Source organism: Paenibacillus sp. FSL F4-0122 (genome assembly GCF_038002845.1).
Classification (GTDB): Bacteria; Bacillota; Bacilli; order Paenibacillales; family Paenibacillaceae; genus Paenibacillus_AQ; species Paenibacillus_AQ odorifer.
This window is the reverse complement of sequence record NZ_JBBODI010000001.1, coordinates 4,259,565-4,278,195: the sequence shown is the minus strand read 5'-3', so window position 1 is coordinate 4,278,195 and position 18,631 is coordinate 4,259,565. Positions and strand designations below refer to the sequence as shown.

8 protein-coding genes are annotated in these 18,631 nt (G+C 47.0%); 3 read left to right on the top strand and 5 right to left on the bottom strand.

Annotation, left to right across the window (positions count from 1 at the left end; translation table 11 throughout):
- The first annotated feature begins 5 nt into the window (after positions 1–5).
- Entirely contained in the window at positions 6–1,730 is a 1,725-nt protein-coding gene (locus MHH49_RS18420) for a cache domain-containing sensor histidine kinase (RefSeq protein ID WP_170914321.1), read from the top strand.
- A 24-nt stretch (positions 1,731–1,754) separates the two neighbouring features.
- Positions 1,755–1,895 (top strand): hypothetical protein, encoded by a 141-nt coding sequence (locus MHH49_RS18415; protein WP_341138386.1) that lies wholly within the window; start codon positions 1,755–1,757, stop codon positions 1,893–1,895.
- A 1,422-nt stretch (positions 1,896–3,317) separates the two neighbouring features.
- On the opposite strand, the gene MHH49_RS18410 is transcribed toward MHH49_RS18415, so the two are convergent.
- The 3 genes from MHH49_RS18410 to MHH49_RS18400 form a co-directional block, all read right to left on the bottom strand.
- Positions 3,318–8,309, bottom strand: a complete 4,992-nt coding sequence (locus MHH49_RS18410; RefSeq protein ID WP_341138385.1) for an S-layer homology domain-containing protein — start codon at positions 8,307–8,309, stop codon at positions 3,318–3,320.
- 382 nt (positions 8,310–8,691) lie between these two features.
- Positions 8,692–10,233 (bottom strand): response regulator, encoded by a 1,542-nt coding sequence (locus MHH49_RS18405; RefSeq protein ID WP_341138384.1) that lies wholly within the window; start codon positions 10,231–10,233, stop codon positions 8,692–8,694.
- Positions 10,234–10,475: 242 nt separating this feature from the next.
- On the bottom strand, positions 10,476–12,797 hold the full coding sequence (locus MHH49_RS18400) for a glycoside hydrolase family 95 protein (protein ID WP_038572704.1): 2,322 nt from the start codon (positions 12,795–12,797) through the stop codon (positions 10,476–10,478).
- 211 nt (positions 12,798–13,008) lie between these two features.
- Between MHH49_RS18400 and MHH49_RS18395 the strand changes: the two genes are divergently transcribed.
- Positions 13,009–13,878 carry a helix-turn-helix domain-containing protein gene (locus MHH49_RS18395; RefSeq protein ID WP_341138383.1) on the top strand — a complete coding sequence of 290 codons (870 nt, stop codon included), beginning with the start codon at positions 13,009–13,011 and terminating at the stop codon, positions 13,876–13,878.
- Positions 13,879–13,933: 55 nt separating this feature from the next.
- On the opposite strand, the gene MHH49_RS18390 is transcribed toward MHH49_RS18395, so the two are convergent.
- Together MHH49_RS18390 and MHH49_RS18385 are read right to left on the bottom strand one after the other, a co-directional pair.
- On the bottom strand, positions 13,934–15,988 hold the full coding sequence (locus MHH49_RS18390; RefSeq protein ID WP_341138382.1) for an alpha-galactosidase: 2,055 nt from the start codon (positions 15,986–15,988) through the stop codon (positions 13,934–13,936).
- A gap of 249 nt (positions 15,989–16,237) precedes the next feature.
- Positions 16,238–18,622 carry a glycoside hydrolase family 95 protein gene (locus MHH49_RS18385; RefSeq protein ID WP_341138381.1) on the bottom strand — a complete coding sequence of 795 codons (2,385 nt, stop codon included), beginning with the start codon at positions 18,620–18,622 and terminating at the stop codon, positions 16,238–16,240.
- Between the last annotated feature and the right edge of the window lie 9 nt (positions 18,623–18,631).

Here is an 18,631-nt window from a genome sequence, read left to right as displayed (position 1 = left end):
TTTATATGCCTTTTATCGATTTGAGCTTTCGCTCCAAGCTGTTCAGCGTATTTGTGCTAGTGACCATTGTTCCGATGATGCTTTTCGCCTACCTTTCCTACGAATTAACAAAATCAAAATTAACGGATCAGATTTACAGCAATATGATGAATTCAACAGCTCAGATTAATAAAAATTTGGAAAACAAGCTGGACAGCTATGAACATATTTCAGCTTCCATCTACCTGGATAACAGACTTGCCAGCTACCTCACGAGTGAATACCAGGATGATCCTTCTTATCTGGATGTCTATCAATACATAGGCAACCGCATGGACACGATAATGACTGCCTATCCTGATTTTGATAGCGTTTTTATTTATTCGGACAATGAATCACTTCCCAAAGATGATTACTATATCAAGCCGGTAACAGCTGAGGTTAAAGAGACCGAGCTGTTCAAGCAGCTTCAGCAGTCACATGGGAATATCATTCATCTATCCTCACCGCAGACCGAAGATAGTCCGGCCATGTTTACCTTAGCAAGATTTTTGAACAATAACCGCAATCAATATCCCTACGGTATTCTGGTCTTCAGAATCTCCGAATCGGTCATCTATTCTTTAATGGAGGAAGAAGCGGGCGGGAAAGATATTTTTATTATTAATGACAAAGGGCTTATTCTCTCAGCAGCTGACAAGCACTTATTAAATACGAGCCTGCCGGAATTGCTTGATCAGAAATTCGATGAGTCACCATCGGGCAGATTTGATACAACTTACAAAGGGGTAAAGGCATTCGCGGTCTACAACACGCTCAAGAATGGATGGAAAACTGTATCTATCTTCCCCTATGACAGCATCATTCAGGACGCTAAATCACTCTCAGATCTGATTATCAAAATCTCACTGGGCTTTATTGGTGTGGCCCTCCTGCTGATTTACATTACGGCGTCGCTGTTCAGCAAGCGTATCCGTACTTTAATCCGGATGATCCGCCGCCTGGAACGGGGCGATTTCAATCATAGTACAGAAGAACATTTGGGGAATGATGAGATTGGCCAGCTGCATTTTGCCTTCAAGCAAATGACCACCCGGCTCAAAAGTCTCATTACCGAGGTGTATCAGAAGGAGCTGCAGAGTAAGGAGGCCGAGCTTGACCTGCTGCAAGCGCAAATCAACCCTCATTTTCTGTACAACACGCTGGGCTCCATCTCGTCGCTTGCCCTAAAACATCAAGATACGCGTATACAAGATTTGGTGCTTCATCTAGCCAAGTTTTATCGAATCTCCTTGAATAAAGGGAAAAGTATATTGACCATCCACGAGGAATTAAAGCTGACCCAGAGCTACAACGCCATTCAGCTAATCCGCTTTAAAGGCCAACTGAACATTACCTACACAGTAGATGAAGCGATCCTGCCCTACTCTACTGTCAAGCTTGCCTTACAGCCTTTTGTGGAGAATGCAGTGCTGCATGCCGTGTGGAGCCAAGAAAGTCCGCTGAACATTCATATCAAAGGTGTCATGGAAGCAAACGATATTATCTTGTCGGTAATCGATGATGGCATGGGGATGAGCCGCGAGACCCTCAGCTCTTTGCTTGAGGATAAGCCTGGACGAGGGTACGGAATCACTAACGTTGATCGCCGCATCAAACTAAAATATGGTGAGCACTACGGCGTTAAAGTGTTTAGCAGACTAGGAATAGGCACCACCGTGCAGATTCGTTTACCGCAAAAAGAGGTGTAGGAGCGGTGACGAGGGGATTCTCCATTGCGAGAATCCTTTGGCTTGCTTCTCCTTGGATTTGATGGGATCGATGGGATCGATGGGATCGATGGGATCGTTGGGATCGTTCGGCACTATTTGCTCCCTCCTCATTCGTATCGGACCGAGGAGACCTTATTTCGATGATTCGGGGCATTTTGCTCGACTATCGGACTCAGATGCAGCAATTGACTCGTTTGTACACTAATTCTGGACAATTTTATAGTAATAAGAGCTATACAGTCCGAAATCTTTGTAAAATGCCTCAAATACCCGAAATAGCTGCAATACGGTCCGATGTGTTCTACTTTTGCGGGGGATTCTACATTGCTGGGGTGTGGTCAACTTTTGCGGGGATTCTACTTTGCTGAGGAGTGTTCTACTTTTGCGCGGGATTCTACTTTTCTGAGGTGTGTTCAACTTATACTCCTTCCTCTTACGCATCAGACCGAGGGGACCTTATTTCGATGATTCGGGGCATTTTGCTCGACTATCGGACTCAGATGCAGCTATTGACTCATTTACACAGTAATTCTGGACAAATTAATAACTATAAGAGCTATACAGTCCGAAATCTTTGTAAAATGACTCAAATTTCCGAAATAGCTGCGACACGGTCCGATGTGTTCTACTTTTGCGCGGGATTCTACATTGCTGGGGTGTGTTCGACTTTTGCGCGGAATTCTACTTTGCTGGGGTGTGTTCTACTTATACTCCTTCCTCTTACGCATCGGACCGAGGAGACCTTATTTCGATGAGTCGGGGCATTTTGCTCGGCTATCGGACTCAGATGCAGCTATTGACTCATTTGCACAGTAATTCTGGACATTTTTATAGCAATAAGAGCTATACAGTCCGAAATCTTTGTAAAAAGACTCAAATATCCAAAATAGCTGCAATACAGTCCGATGTGTTTTACTTCGCGCGGGATTCTACTTTGCTGGGGTGTGCTAGACTTTTGTGCGGGATTCTACTTTGCCAGAGTGTCTTAGTGTGTTCCAACTTATATTCCTTCCTCATACGCATCGGACCGAGGAGACCTTATTTCGATGATTCAGGGCATTTTGCTCGACTATCGGACTCAGATGCAGCTATTGACTCATTTACGTAGTAATTCTGGACAATTTAATAACAATAAGAGCTATACAGTCCGAAATCTTTGTAAAATGACTCAAATTTCCGAAATAGCTGCGATACGGTCCGATGTGTTCTACTTTTGCGCGGGATTCTACATTGCTGGGGTGTGTTCGACTTTTGCGCGGGGTTCTACTTTGCTGGGGAATGTTCGACTTTTGCGCGGAATTCTACATTGCCGGAGTGTGTTCGACTTTTGCACGGGATTCTACTTTGCTGGGGTGTGTTCGACTTTTGCACGGGATTCTACTTCGCTGGAGTAAGGTCCGATAGATAGTAAAGTGCGGTACTAATAACTGCCGAACAGTAATGTACCTAATAATAATGTAGTACCTATTAGTAAAGTTCGATAAAGTAGCTAATTTCATCAAGTGATCTATCAAAAAAAGCGACTCTCCGGTTAATGGAGAGTCGCTTTTTTGTAGTGATTTCAGCTTACTTCAAAATCAAATTATAGATCACTTGAGCTGCTTCTGCGCGCGAAGTGATTCCTTTTGGTGCAAACCGTTCATGACTTTGACCTTGAATCAGTCCTAGATTGGCCGCTTCATTAACAGAAGCAGTGGCCCAAGCAGACACCTGATTCATGTCGGTGAACGCTGCGGCAGTTGCGCCGTTTGTTGTTGCGCCGTTAGTTGTTGCACCGTTGGTTGTTTCACCATTGGTTGTTTCACCATTGGTTGTTGCGCCGTTGGTTGTTGCACCATTGGCTGTTACGCCGTTGTTCAGCTCGTAAGCCTTCATTAGCATCACCGTGATTTCTTCACGGGTGATTTGTGCTCCCGGCTCAAACTTGGACGCACTTCTACCACTCACGATTCCCGCCTTGTAAGCGATTGAGATAGGCTCCGCATACCAGGCAGATGGAGCAACATCAGCAAAGCTTTCTTTTCCTGTCGCGGTCAGTCCAAGGGCATGAACAAGCATCGAAGTGAACTCGGCACGTGTAACTGCCCGGCTTGGTTCAAACTTTTCTTTGCTTGTGCCCTGCACATATAGCTTGGACGACAGCTCTTGGATTACTGGGTTAGCCCAGTGATTGGCCGGCACATCGACAAAGATGCGGTTCAACTCCAGCACAGCATATTTGCTGAAGTGGCTGACCTCAGCTTTTAATACACCGTTAGCATAATCAGCTTGAATATATTCCAGCCTGCCATTGTCCGCGATATAATAAACACCGCCTCGTTTAGCATTGAAGCCTTCTGCCACTGGCATGATGAGTGTTATCGGCTTATCAAATGTAGCGAGTGTGTCTGTAATGCCTGACTTGGTGGTAATAGAAAGACTAAATTCATAGATGTCTCCCTTTAGTACAACAGCCGCATTAGTAGAACTAGCCACTGTAGCAACTAACTCATCGGCCTTGCTGCTGAGGTTCACCATCTTCAGGGCAATCGTGCTATCTTCCCGCTGTCCCTCTGGCAGCTTGTTTTGTAGCTGGTGAATTAGCTCCGCTGGTACCTGCAAGGAGAGCTTACCCGCATTCAAAACTAGGGTGTGGTTCGCCAACTGTCGGATTATAGCAGAGGATAACTGAACTTGTTGGATGTCCCCTTTAATCTCAACCACTACCTGACCAGAAGCACTGTCCACTTTCAGCATATCTGGCGTTAGAATCAAGGTTCCAATAGCATTCTCCAAGCCCGAAGTACTGTCAGAGATACCGCCATTGTTTCCTGGATTCCCAGGATTACTCGGTTCTCCCGGATTTCCTGGATTCCCAGGATTACTAGGCTCTCCTGGATTGCTCGGTTCTCCCGGATTGCTCGGTTCTCCCGGACTGCTCGGTTCTCCTGGATTGCTAGGCTCTCCTGTAGAGTCCTCTTTGACCGTGATTTCTGCCGATGCTTTGAACCCACCGTCTACCGTTTCCACAGTAATGGTGGCCTTTCCAGCTTCTACAGCGGTTACTGTTCCGTAGACTACGGTAGCTACAGAGGTATCGCTCGAAGTCCAGAGGACTGCTTTATCCGTCGCATCTTCCGGCGATACCGTAGCCGTCAACTTGCCGGTTTCACCTGCGGTCAACGAAAGCTCTGTCTTATCCAGTGTTATACCGGTTACTTTCTTAGGTGCAGCCGTCAATTTTACCAATATCGACTCTGTCGGCTGCAAGGACAATTTCATAGTTCCTGTGACAGAGGAAACTTCTCCTGTCCAGAGATCTAGCGTAGTATAAGTCTCTGCAGCATCCAGTCCAGCGCGGCCAAGATCAACTTGCTTATCTGCCGAAGCAGATGCACTGTAATTGAATACGGCCAGATAATAATCATTGCCATCCTTCATAACAAAAGTATCAGCGGCATTAGCGTTTGTATTTCCTTCAAGTGGTTTGAACACTTTTCCTTTTAAAGCTAAATCGAGAACATCCTTGTTGTTGAACAAAGCGGTCATGTACTCCTGTGCTTTTGAGTCGTTAACATTGTCAGAGCCAAGCAGTACTGTTCCAGCGATAACGCCAGAGTTCATACGGCTACGCGCTTCAGTCAAGCTGGTAGCACGGGCCAATGCCAAATGATCAGGATCGGTGTAGGTGTAGATCGTGCCATTTTGCCAAAAGCCATAGGTTAATGAGTTCAGCATATATTCGGTTTCATTGATCTTGCCGTATGTGTCGCAGGAAATTCGTCGGCTATGCGCATATTGGCTCGGGAAAATAGGCGCAATTGATGCGCTAATGAACATTTTTCCATCCAGACGTTCTTTCACATAACGCATTCCTTCATTATAAGCTTGGATTCCTGTCGTTATAGTTGGATCGAAATGTTGCCCCTCAAGCGAACCATGCGTTAAAAAATCTAATTTGATGAAGGTGAAGCCCAGACCTTTAAATTTGTCCAAAAAATAGTTCATGCGCAATTGGGCACCAGGATGTGTTACATCCAAAGGAAAAGCCCCGTCCAGAGTTGGCAGCGGTTGACCCGCGGCATCCTTAAGGACAATATCGCCGTAAGTATATTTATTGTCAGTTCCCTCTACAATCTGGTTCATATTGTTGCCCCAGTATACAAACGGTGCCCAATAAATACCCGCATGCTGGCCATTGCCTTTAATTACCGATACGGCGTCAGCCAGCTGCTTATCATTCAGATTATCCCAATAAGAATCCATGTTAATAAATACATTGCCGTTATTATTGAAATTTTGCAGATTCTCTTTATAGTAATTGGAGACATCCACTACATCCTGATAGGAAAGCGTACCCTCGTAAGCTCCCCAGCTATTAAAACCAACCGGTACGCCTTGTGGCAGCTCGGGGTTTAGCTCAAGTGCAGGTGTAATGATCGCATTAGCTTTACCATACTCCTCAAGCCCTGTACGGTAATCACTGAATGCCCCTACCATGATCATAGGTGAGGACAAGTCTGTTCCACTTAAGCTGCCATGAGGCTGGGTATCGCGGGTGACATCACTAGCTGCACCGCCATATACGACCAGCTCATTTAGCCGATTGGCGGAACCTTTCCAGTCGATGCCTGTCTTCCAGGTATCATGAGTTACAGAGCCAAGCACAAGGCCGCTGCGTGTCGAGTTGTTAAACACAGTAGTCACCTCATAGCTGGTATCTGCACGGTTCATAGATTGAGATTTATAACGAATCCAAGCATCGTTGTCAAAAGGAACTGTAAGCACACGATTATCCGCACTAGCTCCGATATCCACACCACCTGTACGTTTTACGGTAATAGGTGACATATAGTTGGTCTTGACCGCTGTATCGCTGGCGACATCCAGACGGGTCAGAAAATACTTTTGATCGTCATAAAACTTGTAGACCTGCTTTAGCGTCGGTTTTCCTGTGGAAGTGTGGACAAAAGTTAGCTCCACGCCTTTGCCGAAACCATCCTGAATTTCTACCGGAGCACCAACAATTGTATGACTCTCATAGCTTGTAGTCTCAACGAGCGTATCGCCGATTTTGATACTGCTATAGATCCCATGCAGCTTCTGTCCGTCAGCCCAGTTATAGCTTGCATATCCAGACTTGGTATTATAGGACACTTCATATTGGCCATTTGATACAAGCAGTCCGTAAGTATATTCGGTAACTGTGATAGCTCCGTAGTTCTTCGAAGCGCCCGGTGTTCCTAAATCACCGTCTTCCTCCACTGGGGGATTAGGATCCACACCCATGGCTGGCTCAACTATAATTCGGTCCAGATCTGGCGCATACCAGTTGCCATCTGTAAATTTGATTGTATTCTCGCCTTCGTTCAGTGGCAGTGTAAGTTCATACATTCCAACCGTATCCCAGTCCGGTGTCTTGGGCAGCTCATAATACTGTTCTGCACCACCATTCGCACTAACGTAGAAGCTGCGTGGGTCACCTGAAATGTAGGCGACTGTGATTCGGTAATCACCAGTCATAGGGGCTGTAATCTTGTTGAAGGTTATGGAACTGCCGCTATTCAAGTACCCTACCTTCTGGCCACCCGAAGCATTCGGGCTTTCGGAAACTTGGGCCTCACCTGTCAAAACATTGAGCGGAGATTCTGCTTCATAGCTGAGGGTATAAGGAATAATTTCTATCCGGTCGAAATCTGGAGAATACCAATCATGATCTGAGAAGGTGATAGTATTCAAACCCTCTACCAAAGAGGCCTCCACATCATAGGTTCCCACGGTGCTCCAGCTTGCCGTCTTTGGCAGGTCGATCATTTCATCCATTCCATCGTTAACCTGCATATAGACAGGACGTTGATCGCCGGAAATATAGGAGATGCGGATTAAATACGTTCCCGCTGCTGGTACTGCAACATTTGTAAACTGTAAGGAACTGTTTTTGTTCAGATCCGTTACGATTTTACCGCCAGAGCCCACACTGCTGTCCGCCACTTTGGCGTTGCCTGTAAGCATATTCTCAGTAGCCTCGGCTTCCATGATCACACCATGCAGCTTCTCCTTCCAGTCACCTCCGGGTCCTTCACCTGGATCGCTGTCGTCTAGTCCACGGATTACGATCTTATCGATGTCTGGAGAATACCAGTTGTTGTCATCGATCAAGATGTTATTAGCACCCGCGTTCAGCGGAAGCGTCACATCATAAGTGCCTACCGTATCCCAGTCCACAGTCTTGGACGGTTCTTCAAATTGCTTGTCACCGCCATTGGCACTGATATTAAACGGGCGCGAATCGCCAGAAATATAATACACTGTAATTTTATAATTCCCCGGCTCGTTTACGGTCACATTATTGAACAACAAGGAGCTGCCTTGATACATGCCGCCAATTTTTTTCCCTCCGGAAGCCGCTGGGTGGTCAGAAATTGACGCATTACCCGTCAGAATATTCCCATCCGCTTCAGCTTCATAGCTATTTGTATCCTCGGCGTAAACCTTGCCGGCAAACTGACCACCGCTGCCTAACACTAAGCTGATCATAAGAAAGAACAAGAACCCTCTTTTCATTACACGTCCAAACATTTAATCCCTCCATTTAACTTTCTGATATAAGAAAAGCCTTCCGGTTGCAATTCATCAGTTGTTCCTTTTTCCAAATAACGTCTTCAGAACTCCTCTCCTTGTTGTAAGTAACGTCATGTAAGGAATGTACGGCCCGTACCGATTACTCTCTCAAGAATGCTGTATCCAACTATTGCCGTCTGGATTTCTTGAAAGCGCTATCGCAATTAGATTTGTAAAAAAGCTTCCTTTAATCGCAATAATGAATCAAGCCCCTCACATGTGCTGAGTTGTAATACATGCTTATTGTAAAAAGCAAAGGGGCATCTTTCCATATCGCAAGTTTACAATTCATAGAGGAAAGCGACTTTTCTTTCTATTCAGTAAGCAGAAGTGCGGAAGGTTAAATATTTTTCCTATACTCGTTAGGTGTGACCCCATGGTTCTTCAGAAATAGAGAAATAAAATAAGACGTGCTTTCGTAACCCACTCTCTGGGCAATATCTTGAATCTTCAGTGACCCGTCTGCGAGCAGCTCCTTAGCCTTATCAAGCCGAATACGGGTTAAATAATCGTGGATCGTGATGCCTGTTTTATCCTTAAAAATAGATCTTAAGTAGTTCGGTGACAGATAAACCTGATCAGACAGACTATTAATCGTAATCGGCTGATCGTAATTTTGTTCAATCACGGTGCGAACCTTGTGGACCAGCTTTGTATTTTTATCCATAAGTCGCTCACCTAGCATGCTCACGGCATCACCCGCAGTGCCCAGGATTAAATCCTCGATCTCATGTAAAGTCAGCGCATTATAGATGGAATGATAGAGCTCCGCCCGCTTAAAGCCCTCGGGAACCGACTGATGCAGCTGCTCTAGCAGTTCATCAACAAGATCAATCGCCCAATTACAGATGATTTTTTTCTTGATTCTCAGCGTGGCCAATCCCACGAAATATTGATGCAGCTTTTGTGCGGCCTGCTCGAAGTCCAGCTGATTGATAGCTTCAAACCACTCTTTTCTCTCAAAAGGTGGCATATGTTCACTGTCGAACTGATTCGAAATAGCCGCGGCATGAATAATTAAGCCCGTGCCTTTATAAAAACGTTCATTTAAAATCACACGCGTCTGCTTATACAGATTATGGACCAGCGCTAATTCTGCTGCCTGCGCCCCGACTGCTGCCGTCACCGTAAAATCCAGTGCACTACGAATAGCCACTGCTAAATCCTCCCAAGTATAATAGCCAGGCTGTTGAGTCGCTTCCATAAACACACCTGTCTCGCCATCCTTGTAAGGAACAAAAACAACCTCTATATTTTTCGCCTTAAAAAAGTGATCCAGATAAGAGATCAGCCTACTCATACACTCTTCCAGACTCTGCTGCTCACCCTCCGCCTCTTTGGGATCGATGCTGAACAGTGCCATGGTATAACGATTACTCTCTGGGAGACGTGTCAGCCTGTTGAAGTTATTTGCCAGCTCTGCGGCTTGCTCCGCATTTTTTTCAAAAGAAAGCTCCTTAAGAATTTTAGTTTTAGCAGCCTCCATAGAACGTTGTTTCATCTGAACCTCTTCGCAGCGTGCTTTAACCTTTTCGATAACGCTTTCAATTTCAGTCAAATCTAGCGGCTTCAGTAAATATCCAACAGCTCCTACATTAAGGGCCGATTTAACATAGTGGAATTCATCATGTCCGGTGAGGAACATAATTTGCATATGGTCATAACATTCATGTATTTTTTTAGCCAACTCAATTCCATTCATTATCGGCATCTGAACATCTGTAAGAATAATATCCGGTTGAAAAGCCTCTATTTTCTCCAAAGCTTCTCTACCATTGCTCGCTGTTCCAACGACATAGATGCCCATCTCTTCCCAGCGGATATAATCTCTCATCATCTCAAGACCCATTTCTTCATCATCTACCAGAAAAATACTATACACCTGAGGTTTCCTCCTTCTTGTTGTCTGTATTTGCTCCTATTATATTCTTTTCCCCTTAGGCGATCATCGACCAAATTAATGTAAGTCATTTTCAGGCATGAATCGTTACTTTGTAAGATCTAATCCCAACGTGCTTGTAAAAAGGCTATCGGGTCCTAAGCAGACCAGATAGCCCTTTGATACGTACTCATCATTATTCGGACGCATAATGAAAACGGAGGCTCATCGCCCCCGCCGAATTATTATAACAGCTCCAATTGGCTGTTGAAATAGTAGCTTCCTCCTGTTTCTGCTTGGAAGGTATTTCTCTGATCTCCCCATCGAAGGGTCACCGTTCCCGGTGAGTAGGTGCGAAGCGTAGCTTCCGTCAACTGCCCCTTCTCCCAAACTATGTCTACCTCTACCTTTCCTTTGGCTCGTAATCCAGACACCGATCCTGTATTCCAGGCTTGCGGGAGCGCTGGCAACAGATGAATTTCATCCGCGTGGCTTTGCAGCAGCATCTCTGCAATGGTAGCCGTCCCGCCAAAGTTGCCATCCACGACAAAGATATTGCACTCTGCCCCACCAATCCCTGATTTGGAGAAACTGAACAGATTATCGAAGCACAATCCGCTAATCAAATGAGAGATATGCTTATACGCCTTCTCCCCGTCATATAGTCTGGCAAAACTAAGGCCGAATAAGGCGGCGGTGAATTCTACATCCTCCAGTTCTTCCTGAGCCATCCGGTTCTCCAGCGTTACCCTTGCTGCCGCACTTAACTCCGGTGTTCTGTCCGGTGTAATCTGGTTGCTTGGATACAAAGCGAACAAATGAGCCAAGTGTCGATGCTCAGGTTGTGCTTCCTCATAATCTTCAAGCCACTCCTGCAGCTGACCTCTTTTGCCAATCTGTAGCGGGGGTAACTTAGCGATAGCTTCCTCTAGCTTCAGCTGAAGCTCAACATCTGTATCAAGTAACACCGCAGACTTCAGGCAGAACTCGAAAAGATCCTGCACGAGCACTTGATCCATGGTCGAGCCCATAGACAGCTGCTGTGCACCCTCGCTGCTATCTGCGGGATAGAAGCTGTTCTCTGGCGAGTTCGAAGGCCCCGTCACCAGCCAGCCATATTTCGGATGAATCGTCATATAGTCGAGGAAGAATTCTGCGGCTTCTTTTAGAACAGGATATGCCTGGCGCTCTAGAAATACACGATCCTGACTATATTCATAATGCTCCATCAAATGGGTTGCAATCCATAATCCGCCTGTGACATTGAGCCCCCATGAGGTTTCCCAGCCCGGAGCTGTAAAACCCCAGACGTTAGAGAATACATGCGCCACCCATCCTTTGCTGCCATATAAATCGCGTGCAGTTGATCTTCCCGCCTGAGATAAATCTTCAATATATCGCATCAATGGAAGGTGGCTGTCCCCAAGGTTCACGACTTCTGTCGGATAATAATTCATCTGTGTATTAATATCGAGATGATAGTCGCAGCTCCAGCCCATACGACAAGCCTCACCGTCATTCCAGATTCCCTGCAAGTGCAGTGGAAGAGGTGAATCTTCCCGTGATCCGGCAATGGTCAGGTAGCGGCCATACTGGAGGAACAATGCGAACAAATGAGGGTCCTCCACCTGATCCTGTGCCAGCAACCTAATCCGCTGATCGGTAGGCAGACTTTCTTTCCCGGAGCTTCCCAATTGAATATCCACCTTTTCATATTCCTGACGGTAATCTTGAATATGATCTTCTTTTAACTGTGCATAACCTTTGGTTAAAGCCTGCCGTAGGTTGCTGTAGCTCTCCGTCTCCCAATCCTGGTTGCTCCGGCGATAATCGGTACTGACCCCAAAATAAATCCGGGCCTCATTAGCTCCGGAAACTCTTAATCGGCCATCCCCCCTGTAGATCGTACCGCCGGATAGACTTACTTTGAGCTGCCCTTTTGCCCATACCCCGCATTTACCATTACTATGCACCTTTTCTGTAGCTTGCCCCTTGAATTCAATGGTGTCGCCATCCACAACCTCAGTCGTAAACGATTCTGTCCCACCTTCGATGGCAAGCGTAAAGGATACACCTCCAGGCTTATCGCTCCAAATTCTTGAAACTAACAGATCATCGGCATGTGAAGCGAAGACCTCTCGATGGATGGTTGTTTCGCCGCTCTCATAGACCGCCCCAGCCACTGCACTTGTCAATTCCAGCTCCCGCCGAAACACACCGCCTGATTTAACATCCGCATCCTGGGCAAAATCAATAACAACCTCGCATAATCCCAGGTTCGTACCGAAATTTTGTTTTTTAGGCTGTAAATACTGTTTGGCTAAACGATCACCGCTGTCATAATCGCCGGCAAAAAAGTGACTTCGCGCCTCTTCAAGCGCAGTTCTACCTCCGGCAGGAGCAGGGTCGGGATCCTTTTGCCCAGACCAATAGGTCACCTCGCTCATGCTCCAAACCTCACGATGCGGCGCCGCCATTATAACAGCACCTATTCTTCCGTTGCCCAATGGCAAACCTTGCGACCAGCTTGTTGCAGGGGTTGAATACCACAATTTAAAACCGCTCATTAGATCGTCTCCTGTCTGTAATAGACCTCAAAGTGTTGTTAATTAATTCGCTTATTTCTTTATTAGCATTGTCTATTTATCGCATTTATCGTAACATTGTCGGTATTAATAGTCTTTGTTGACTCGTTCATTCATTTGACAATTTATCCGTTATCCCAAACATTTAACTACAGGCCAGAATTAAGAAATGCTGCTAGAAAAGGGGTATAGTATGAACAAACTATCTGAAATCACACCGTATGTTGGAGCAATCATGCCTTATCTGTACGACGGCAGTAGCAATGAGCATCTGCGCGTCGGCAATGCCTACGCTTTTCATCTATTTACCGATGGCCCCGGTGAGATGGAAATCGACGGAATTCGTTATCCGATTGAGCGTAGAACACTGGTGTTTCTCCGTCCCGGCCAGCCACATGCCTTTCATATTTCCCCTTCTCATCCACTCTCGTCCTACAATTTCTATTTTGATTTGTGGGACAAGCAGTCGCCTATATCTACTAATCTTTCTTTTATCCATGCGCCTGAACCCTTAAGGCTTGAGAAAAAGGCCACCGAAGTCCCCTGCGCCGAGCTGAACGAATTGCCTTGCGTCTTCCCGCTAGCTAAATATCCACAGCTATACGATAGTCTTGTGATGATTGCCAAAATATACAATGAAGCGATATTCTACCGGAATGAAGCGGTTCATAGCTTGTTATACGGTTGGATATTAAGCTGGTATAATGCCCTCCATCAGCATCAGCCAAGCGATTATCGGATTGTCCGCCTGTTGGAGTATTTGAACACTCATCCCGAACGTGGTAAATCTATCGAAGACTGGGCACAGCTCTGCGGACTCAAGCGAACCTATTTTCATGAGCTGTTTCTGCGAGAAACCGGAATGACGCCACGCGCTTATCATCATAATCTCGTTATGCGGCGGGCGGCAGGTCTGCTTCTGGAGAGCGAGCTAAGTGTTACTGCCATTGCTGAGAAATTAGGCTATCCTTCGATCCATCCCTTTTCCAGACATTTCAGTGCCTGCTACGGCATAAATCCCACACAATACCGCCTTAATCCGCAAAGCCGAATACAAATATAGGTTGTAAAAAAGAATACGCGCTATCCGCAAGAAGCAGAGGGCGCGTATTCTTTTGTTATTTTGCCGTCAATTTGAAGATTTTAGATTCTGCGGGTTCAAGCGTAACTTCCAGCTTTCCTGAGGTTTCCCCTTCTACACCTTCCCATAGGTCCAGCAGCTGGTAAGCAGCTTGAGCATTCAACCCTGCCCGTTCTAATGAGAGAGATTTAGGAGCAGATTTCGTGGCATCGTAATTGAAGACAGCTATATAAAAGGCATTTTCTTCTGCAGATTTGAGCACAAAAGTATCACAGGATTGCTTGCCGAGGTCCCCTTCTATCGGTCTGAAGGTTTTGCCAAGACGAGCAACATCCATAATATCCTTATTGCTCAGCCAAGCTTTAGCCCGGGCGGCGGCTTCCTCTTTTCGGAAGTCATCCCCTAACAGCAGCACCGTTCCCGCGATCACCGAAGCGGTTAGCCGGCTCCGGCCTTCATGCCAGCCCGTGGCTTCCTGGTTATGGCTTTTGTACAGTACGGAATGGTCGGGATCATTGTAACGGTACAATGAATCGCTCATCCACCAGCCATGGGTCAAAGAGTTGAGCATATATTCTGTATCCTGCAGCGTGCCAAAAACATCACAAGAGACACGTCGGCTATGTGCAAATGCATAAGGGAACAACGGTGCGATGGACAGATTAATAAAGAACGGTCGACCAATTACCTCTGGAGACAGCTTGTTCTGCAAGTAGGACATACCGTAGTGATACGCCGCAATGCCCGTCGTAATCTCCGGATTGTGATGCTGCCCTTCCAGTGCGCCATGTGCCAGGAAATCCAGTTTGATATACTCGAATCCTTCCGAGATGAATTTATTTGTATACCAATCCATTCTTTGCAGGTTCCCCGGATGTGTGGGGTCAATGGCTAGCCCTCCATCAACATCCGGCAGAATCTCTCCTTCGCTGTCCCGAAGCAGGATATCGCCATAGGTGTATTTACCGTTCGTACCTTCCACGACATCTCCGAACTGAGTAGGACTTCCCCAGAAAGCGAAAGGGGTCCAGTAAGTTCCCGGTCTATGACCATTCTTCCGCACTAGCTCAAGTGCATTTTTCATCTCTTCTGCTGTGAAATTATCCCAAAAAGCGTCAAAGTTGATGTACAGCGTATCCTCATTCTGGAATCCTAACGGCTGTACTTCTTTTTTCAAAAACTCACTGGTCGACGTATACAAATCATAATCCAGATCAGCCATTGCAGCAGACCAGCTATTCCAGCCAACTGGAACGCCACCCTCCCAAGCCAGCGGAGCTTCAATCCATGTATTGGCCCGGCCGTAAGCTTCAAGACCTTCTCTGTAATCATCATAAAAACCTACGAATACGAGCGGTGACTCCACTCTTTTGCCTTTTACATAACCGTGCGGCTGAAAGTCGCGGGTTAATTCACTCACAGCCCCACCGTAAAGATCCAGCTCCTCGATCTGGCCGCTTCGCTCGCTTTTGATACGAATACCCGTTTTCCACACCTTGTGAGTTATGGAACCCATGATAATTCCTCGCCGGCTATCCGGTGCGAACACTGCCGTTACCTCGTAGCTCTCTGTATCCATAGGTGGCTTCACCACTGTATATCTGACCCATTTATCGTTGTCGTAAGGCACACGCAGGATGCTTGGTTCATCCGGTTGACCTGACTCGCCGCCGAGGGATACCGATTTGCTCTGAATGACCGCCATGCGGTTCGCTTTGATATCCTCATCGCTTGCGATCACACTTTGCATCAACACATATGATGATGACTCATAAATATAAAAATGCTGCTCCAGCTGAGGCAGCAGGGATGTTTCATGCACAATCACTAGATGAACACCTTTGCCAAAGCCTTCACGAACAACCTCTTCCTGCAACTTCAGCACGTGGCTCTGATAGTGTTCAGTATTATATTCCCGGCCCTGCCAGCGAAAGGCGCTGCGAATCCCCTTCACATGTGCAGAAGTCCCGCCGACAACGGATGACTCACCTGTTCCGAGATCAATCTCCAGATTCACCAGGCCATTGGTTACACGGATAAGAGACGTTGTATCTGTATTCACGTTTACGGTTGTATTACTGTCAGTTAGCATAATTTGCCTCCTTGTTGCTGCATTTTGGACCTTGAAGGCCGCAGTCTCAGTAGCTGTATCCCCCAAGTATGACCTCATTATAAAGAGCGGATAAAGCGTTTTCTATACAACGATCTTCCGATCCATACCGCGATCTAACACATCTTACCTAAACTCTGCTGGTCCTGAAGCTTCATGCTACAAATGCAAAAAACAGCAGCTGGACCAAACGTTCAGGTCCTACTGCTGTTCATACGCTTATAAAACGGATTATTGCTGATCACCAATGATAAGCTTGTAGGATTGTCCCGCGGTTGTAGCGAAACTTACCCTTCCTTCGGCGGAACGTTCACATTGTATATCGTGGCTGCCACAGGTCACCTTAAGTGGAGTATCCATGCGGATCACACATTCTGTGTCCAGCAGGGAAGTGATCTGCGCTTCCACTAACTTGCCGTTGTCCCACTGAATGCTGACTTCAAAGCCACCGCGGGCACGTAAACCTGCAACGCTTCCCTCCTGCCATTCATTCGGCAATGCAGGCAGTAGTTCGAGATAGCCGCGGTGAGATTGAAGCAGCATTTCGGCAATCCCGGCGGAGGCTGCAAAGTTGCCATCAATCTGGAACGGCGGATGTGCGCCGAGCAGATTGGCATAAACTCCGCCGTGATTATACTGCTCCGACTCCCCGTCCTTCACCAGCCGCAACATGTTGGAGAGCAGACGCAAGGAACGGTTTCCATCCCGGAAGCGGCTCCATAAAGCGACTCTCCAGCCCAGACTCCAGCCTGTGCTTTCATCCCCGCGCCGCTCCAGCGAAGTTCTTGCCGCAGCAAATAGCTCAGGGGTCTCTTCTTCTGACAACTGGCGGCCCGGATAAATTCCAACCAGATGCGAGGTATGTCTGTGATACATGTCCTCATCCTCAAAATCAGAGGACCATTCCTGCAGTTGCCCGTACTTGCCAACCTGCAGTGGCAATAGACGCTCACGGGTACTTTTCAGCTCTTCACGCAAAGCTTCATCCGTTCCAAGAATCACTGATGCCTCGATACAGTTCGTGAACAACTCCCAGATCAGTGATATATCCATTGTGGCACCCGGGCTGACCGCAGCCACACCCTCCGCTGTCCGGAATTTATGCTCTGGTGAAGTGGACGGGGAGGTCACAAGATTACCCTTGCCGTCGTCAATCAGCCAATCCAATGCAAACAGAGCCGCCTCCTTCATGACAGGATAAGCCGAAGTCCGCAAGTATTCAGTATCTCCGCCAAAAGCAAAATGTTCCCAAAGATGCTGGGTCAGCCAGATGCCGCCCATTGGCCAATAGGCCCAGCTTGGATCTCCATCGCCATAATCACCTACCGGTGCAGTGTGTGCCCAAAGATCCGAGTTATGATGAGCTACCCAGCCCCGGGTGCCATAGTTGGTCCGAGCGGTATCCGCCCCTCTCTTCGCCAGATTGCCGACGAAATCCAAAAGTGGCTCATGACATTCTGCCAGATTGCAAATCTCAGCGGGCCAATAGTTCATTTCTGTATTGATATTCAGTGTATAGTTACTGCTCCAAGGCGGACGAGTAGAGGCATTCCATATTCCCTGAAGATTGGCAGCCTGCGTTCCGGGGCGCGAGCTTGCGATCAGCAAATAACGTCCGAAATGGAACAGCAGCTCAACTAGACCCGGATCTTGCGTGGAGTAAGTCGTAATCCGCTGCTCGGTTGACATTCCTTCCGGCGCCAGCGGCTTGCCCAGCCGAAGCTTCACCCGATCGAAAAGTGCCCGGTAATCGGTGATATGCGCTTGAAGCAGGCTGGTGTAAGACTTGCCTTGAGCACTTGCCAAGAAAGAGGCTGCAATGGTGGAGGCATCTTTTCCTTCAATTCCCGGGATTAGGTCATACCCGTTAAAGCCTGTAGCCGCACTGAAATAAAAGGTTGCCGCTGTCGCACCCAGCAAATGAATCCCACTGCCATCAACCGTTACTTGGCCGTCATCCGCCGTCACGGAGAGTTGTCCTTCGAAAGCCATTCCCTTGCTGCTGCCTGATTCACCGTATCGGATGGGATTGTCGCTCCCGAAATAGCTTGGATCTACATGCTCCGGTGCCGTTCCCGATAGAACATAGCTCTCACCTTGCAAATAAAGGTTGTGACGAAGTGGACTTTCCAGCGTGGCATGCACATTCAATGCGCCTGGCACACTCGCGGTCAAACGAAGTACAAGCAACTGATCAGGATGAGAAGCGAACATCTCACGGGTATAAGTAACATTGCCAATCTGATATTCAATGCGATGCAGCGCATTTTCCACATCCAGTGTACGCTGATAAGAATGATAGACGTTGCCATGCTCAAAACGAAGCAATAGATCACCAAAAGGTAAATAAGATTGAGTATACGGCCCCATCATTTCTCTGGTCAGCGTGTCCGCCTCAACATAGCGGCCTTCTTGAATCAGCTGTCGCACCTTTGGCAGAACATTCTTAGCACCGGGATTGTCACCGTCCTTTGGGTATCCTGACCAAAGCGTATCCTCGTTCAGACTAATTTTCTCCTGCTCCACACCACCGAAGATCATACCGCCCAGACGTCCATTCCCAATTGGAAGACCTTCCGTCCATACATATGCTGGCTTGTCATATTGAAGTTTCATACGCGCTCT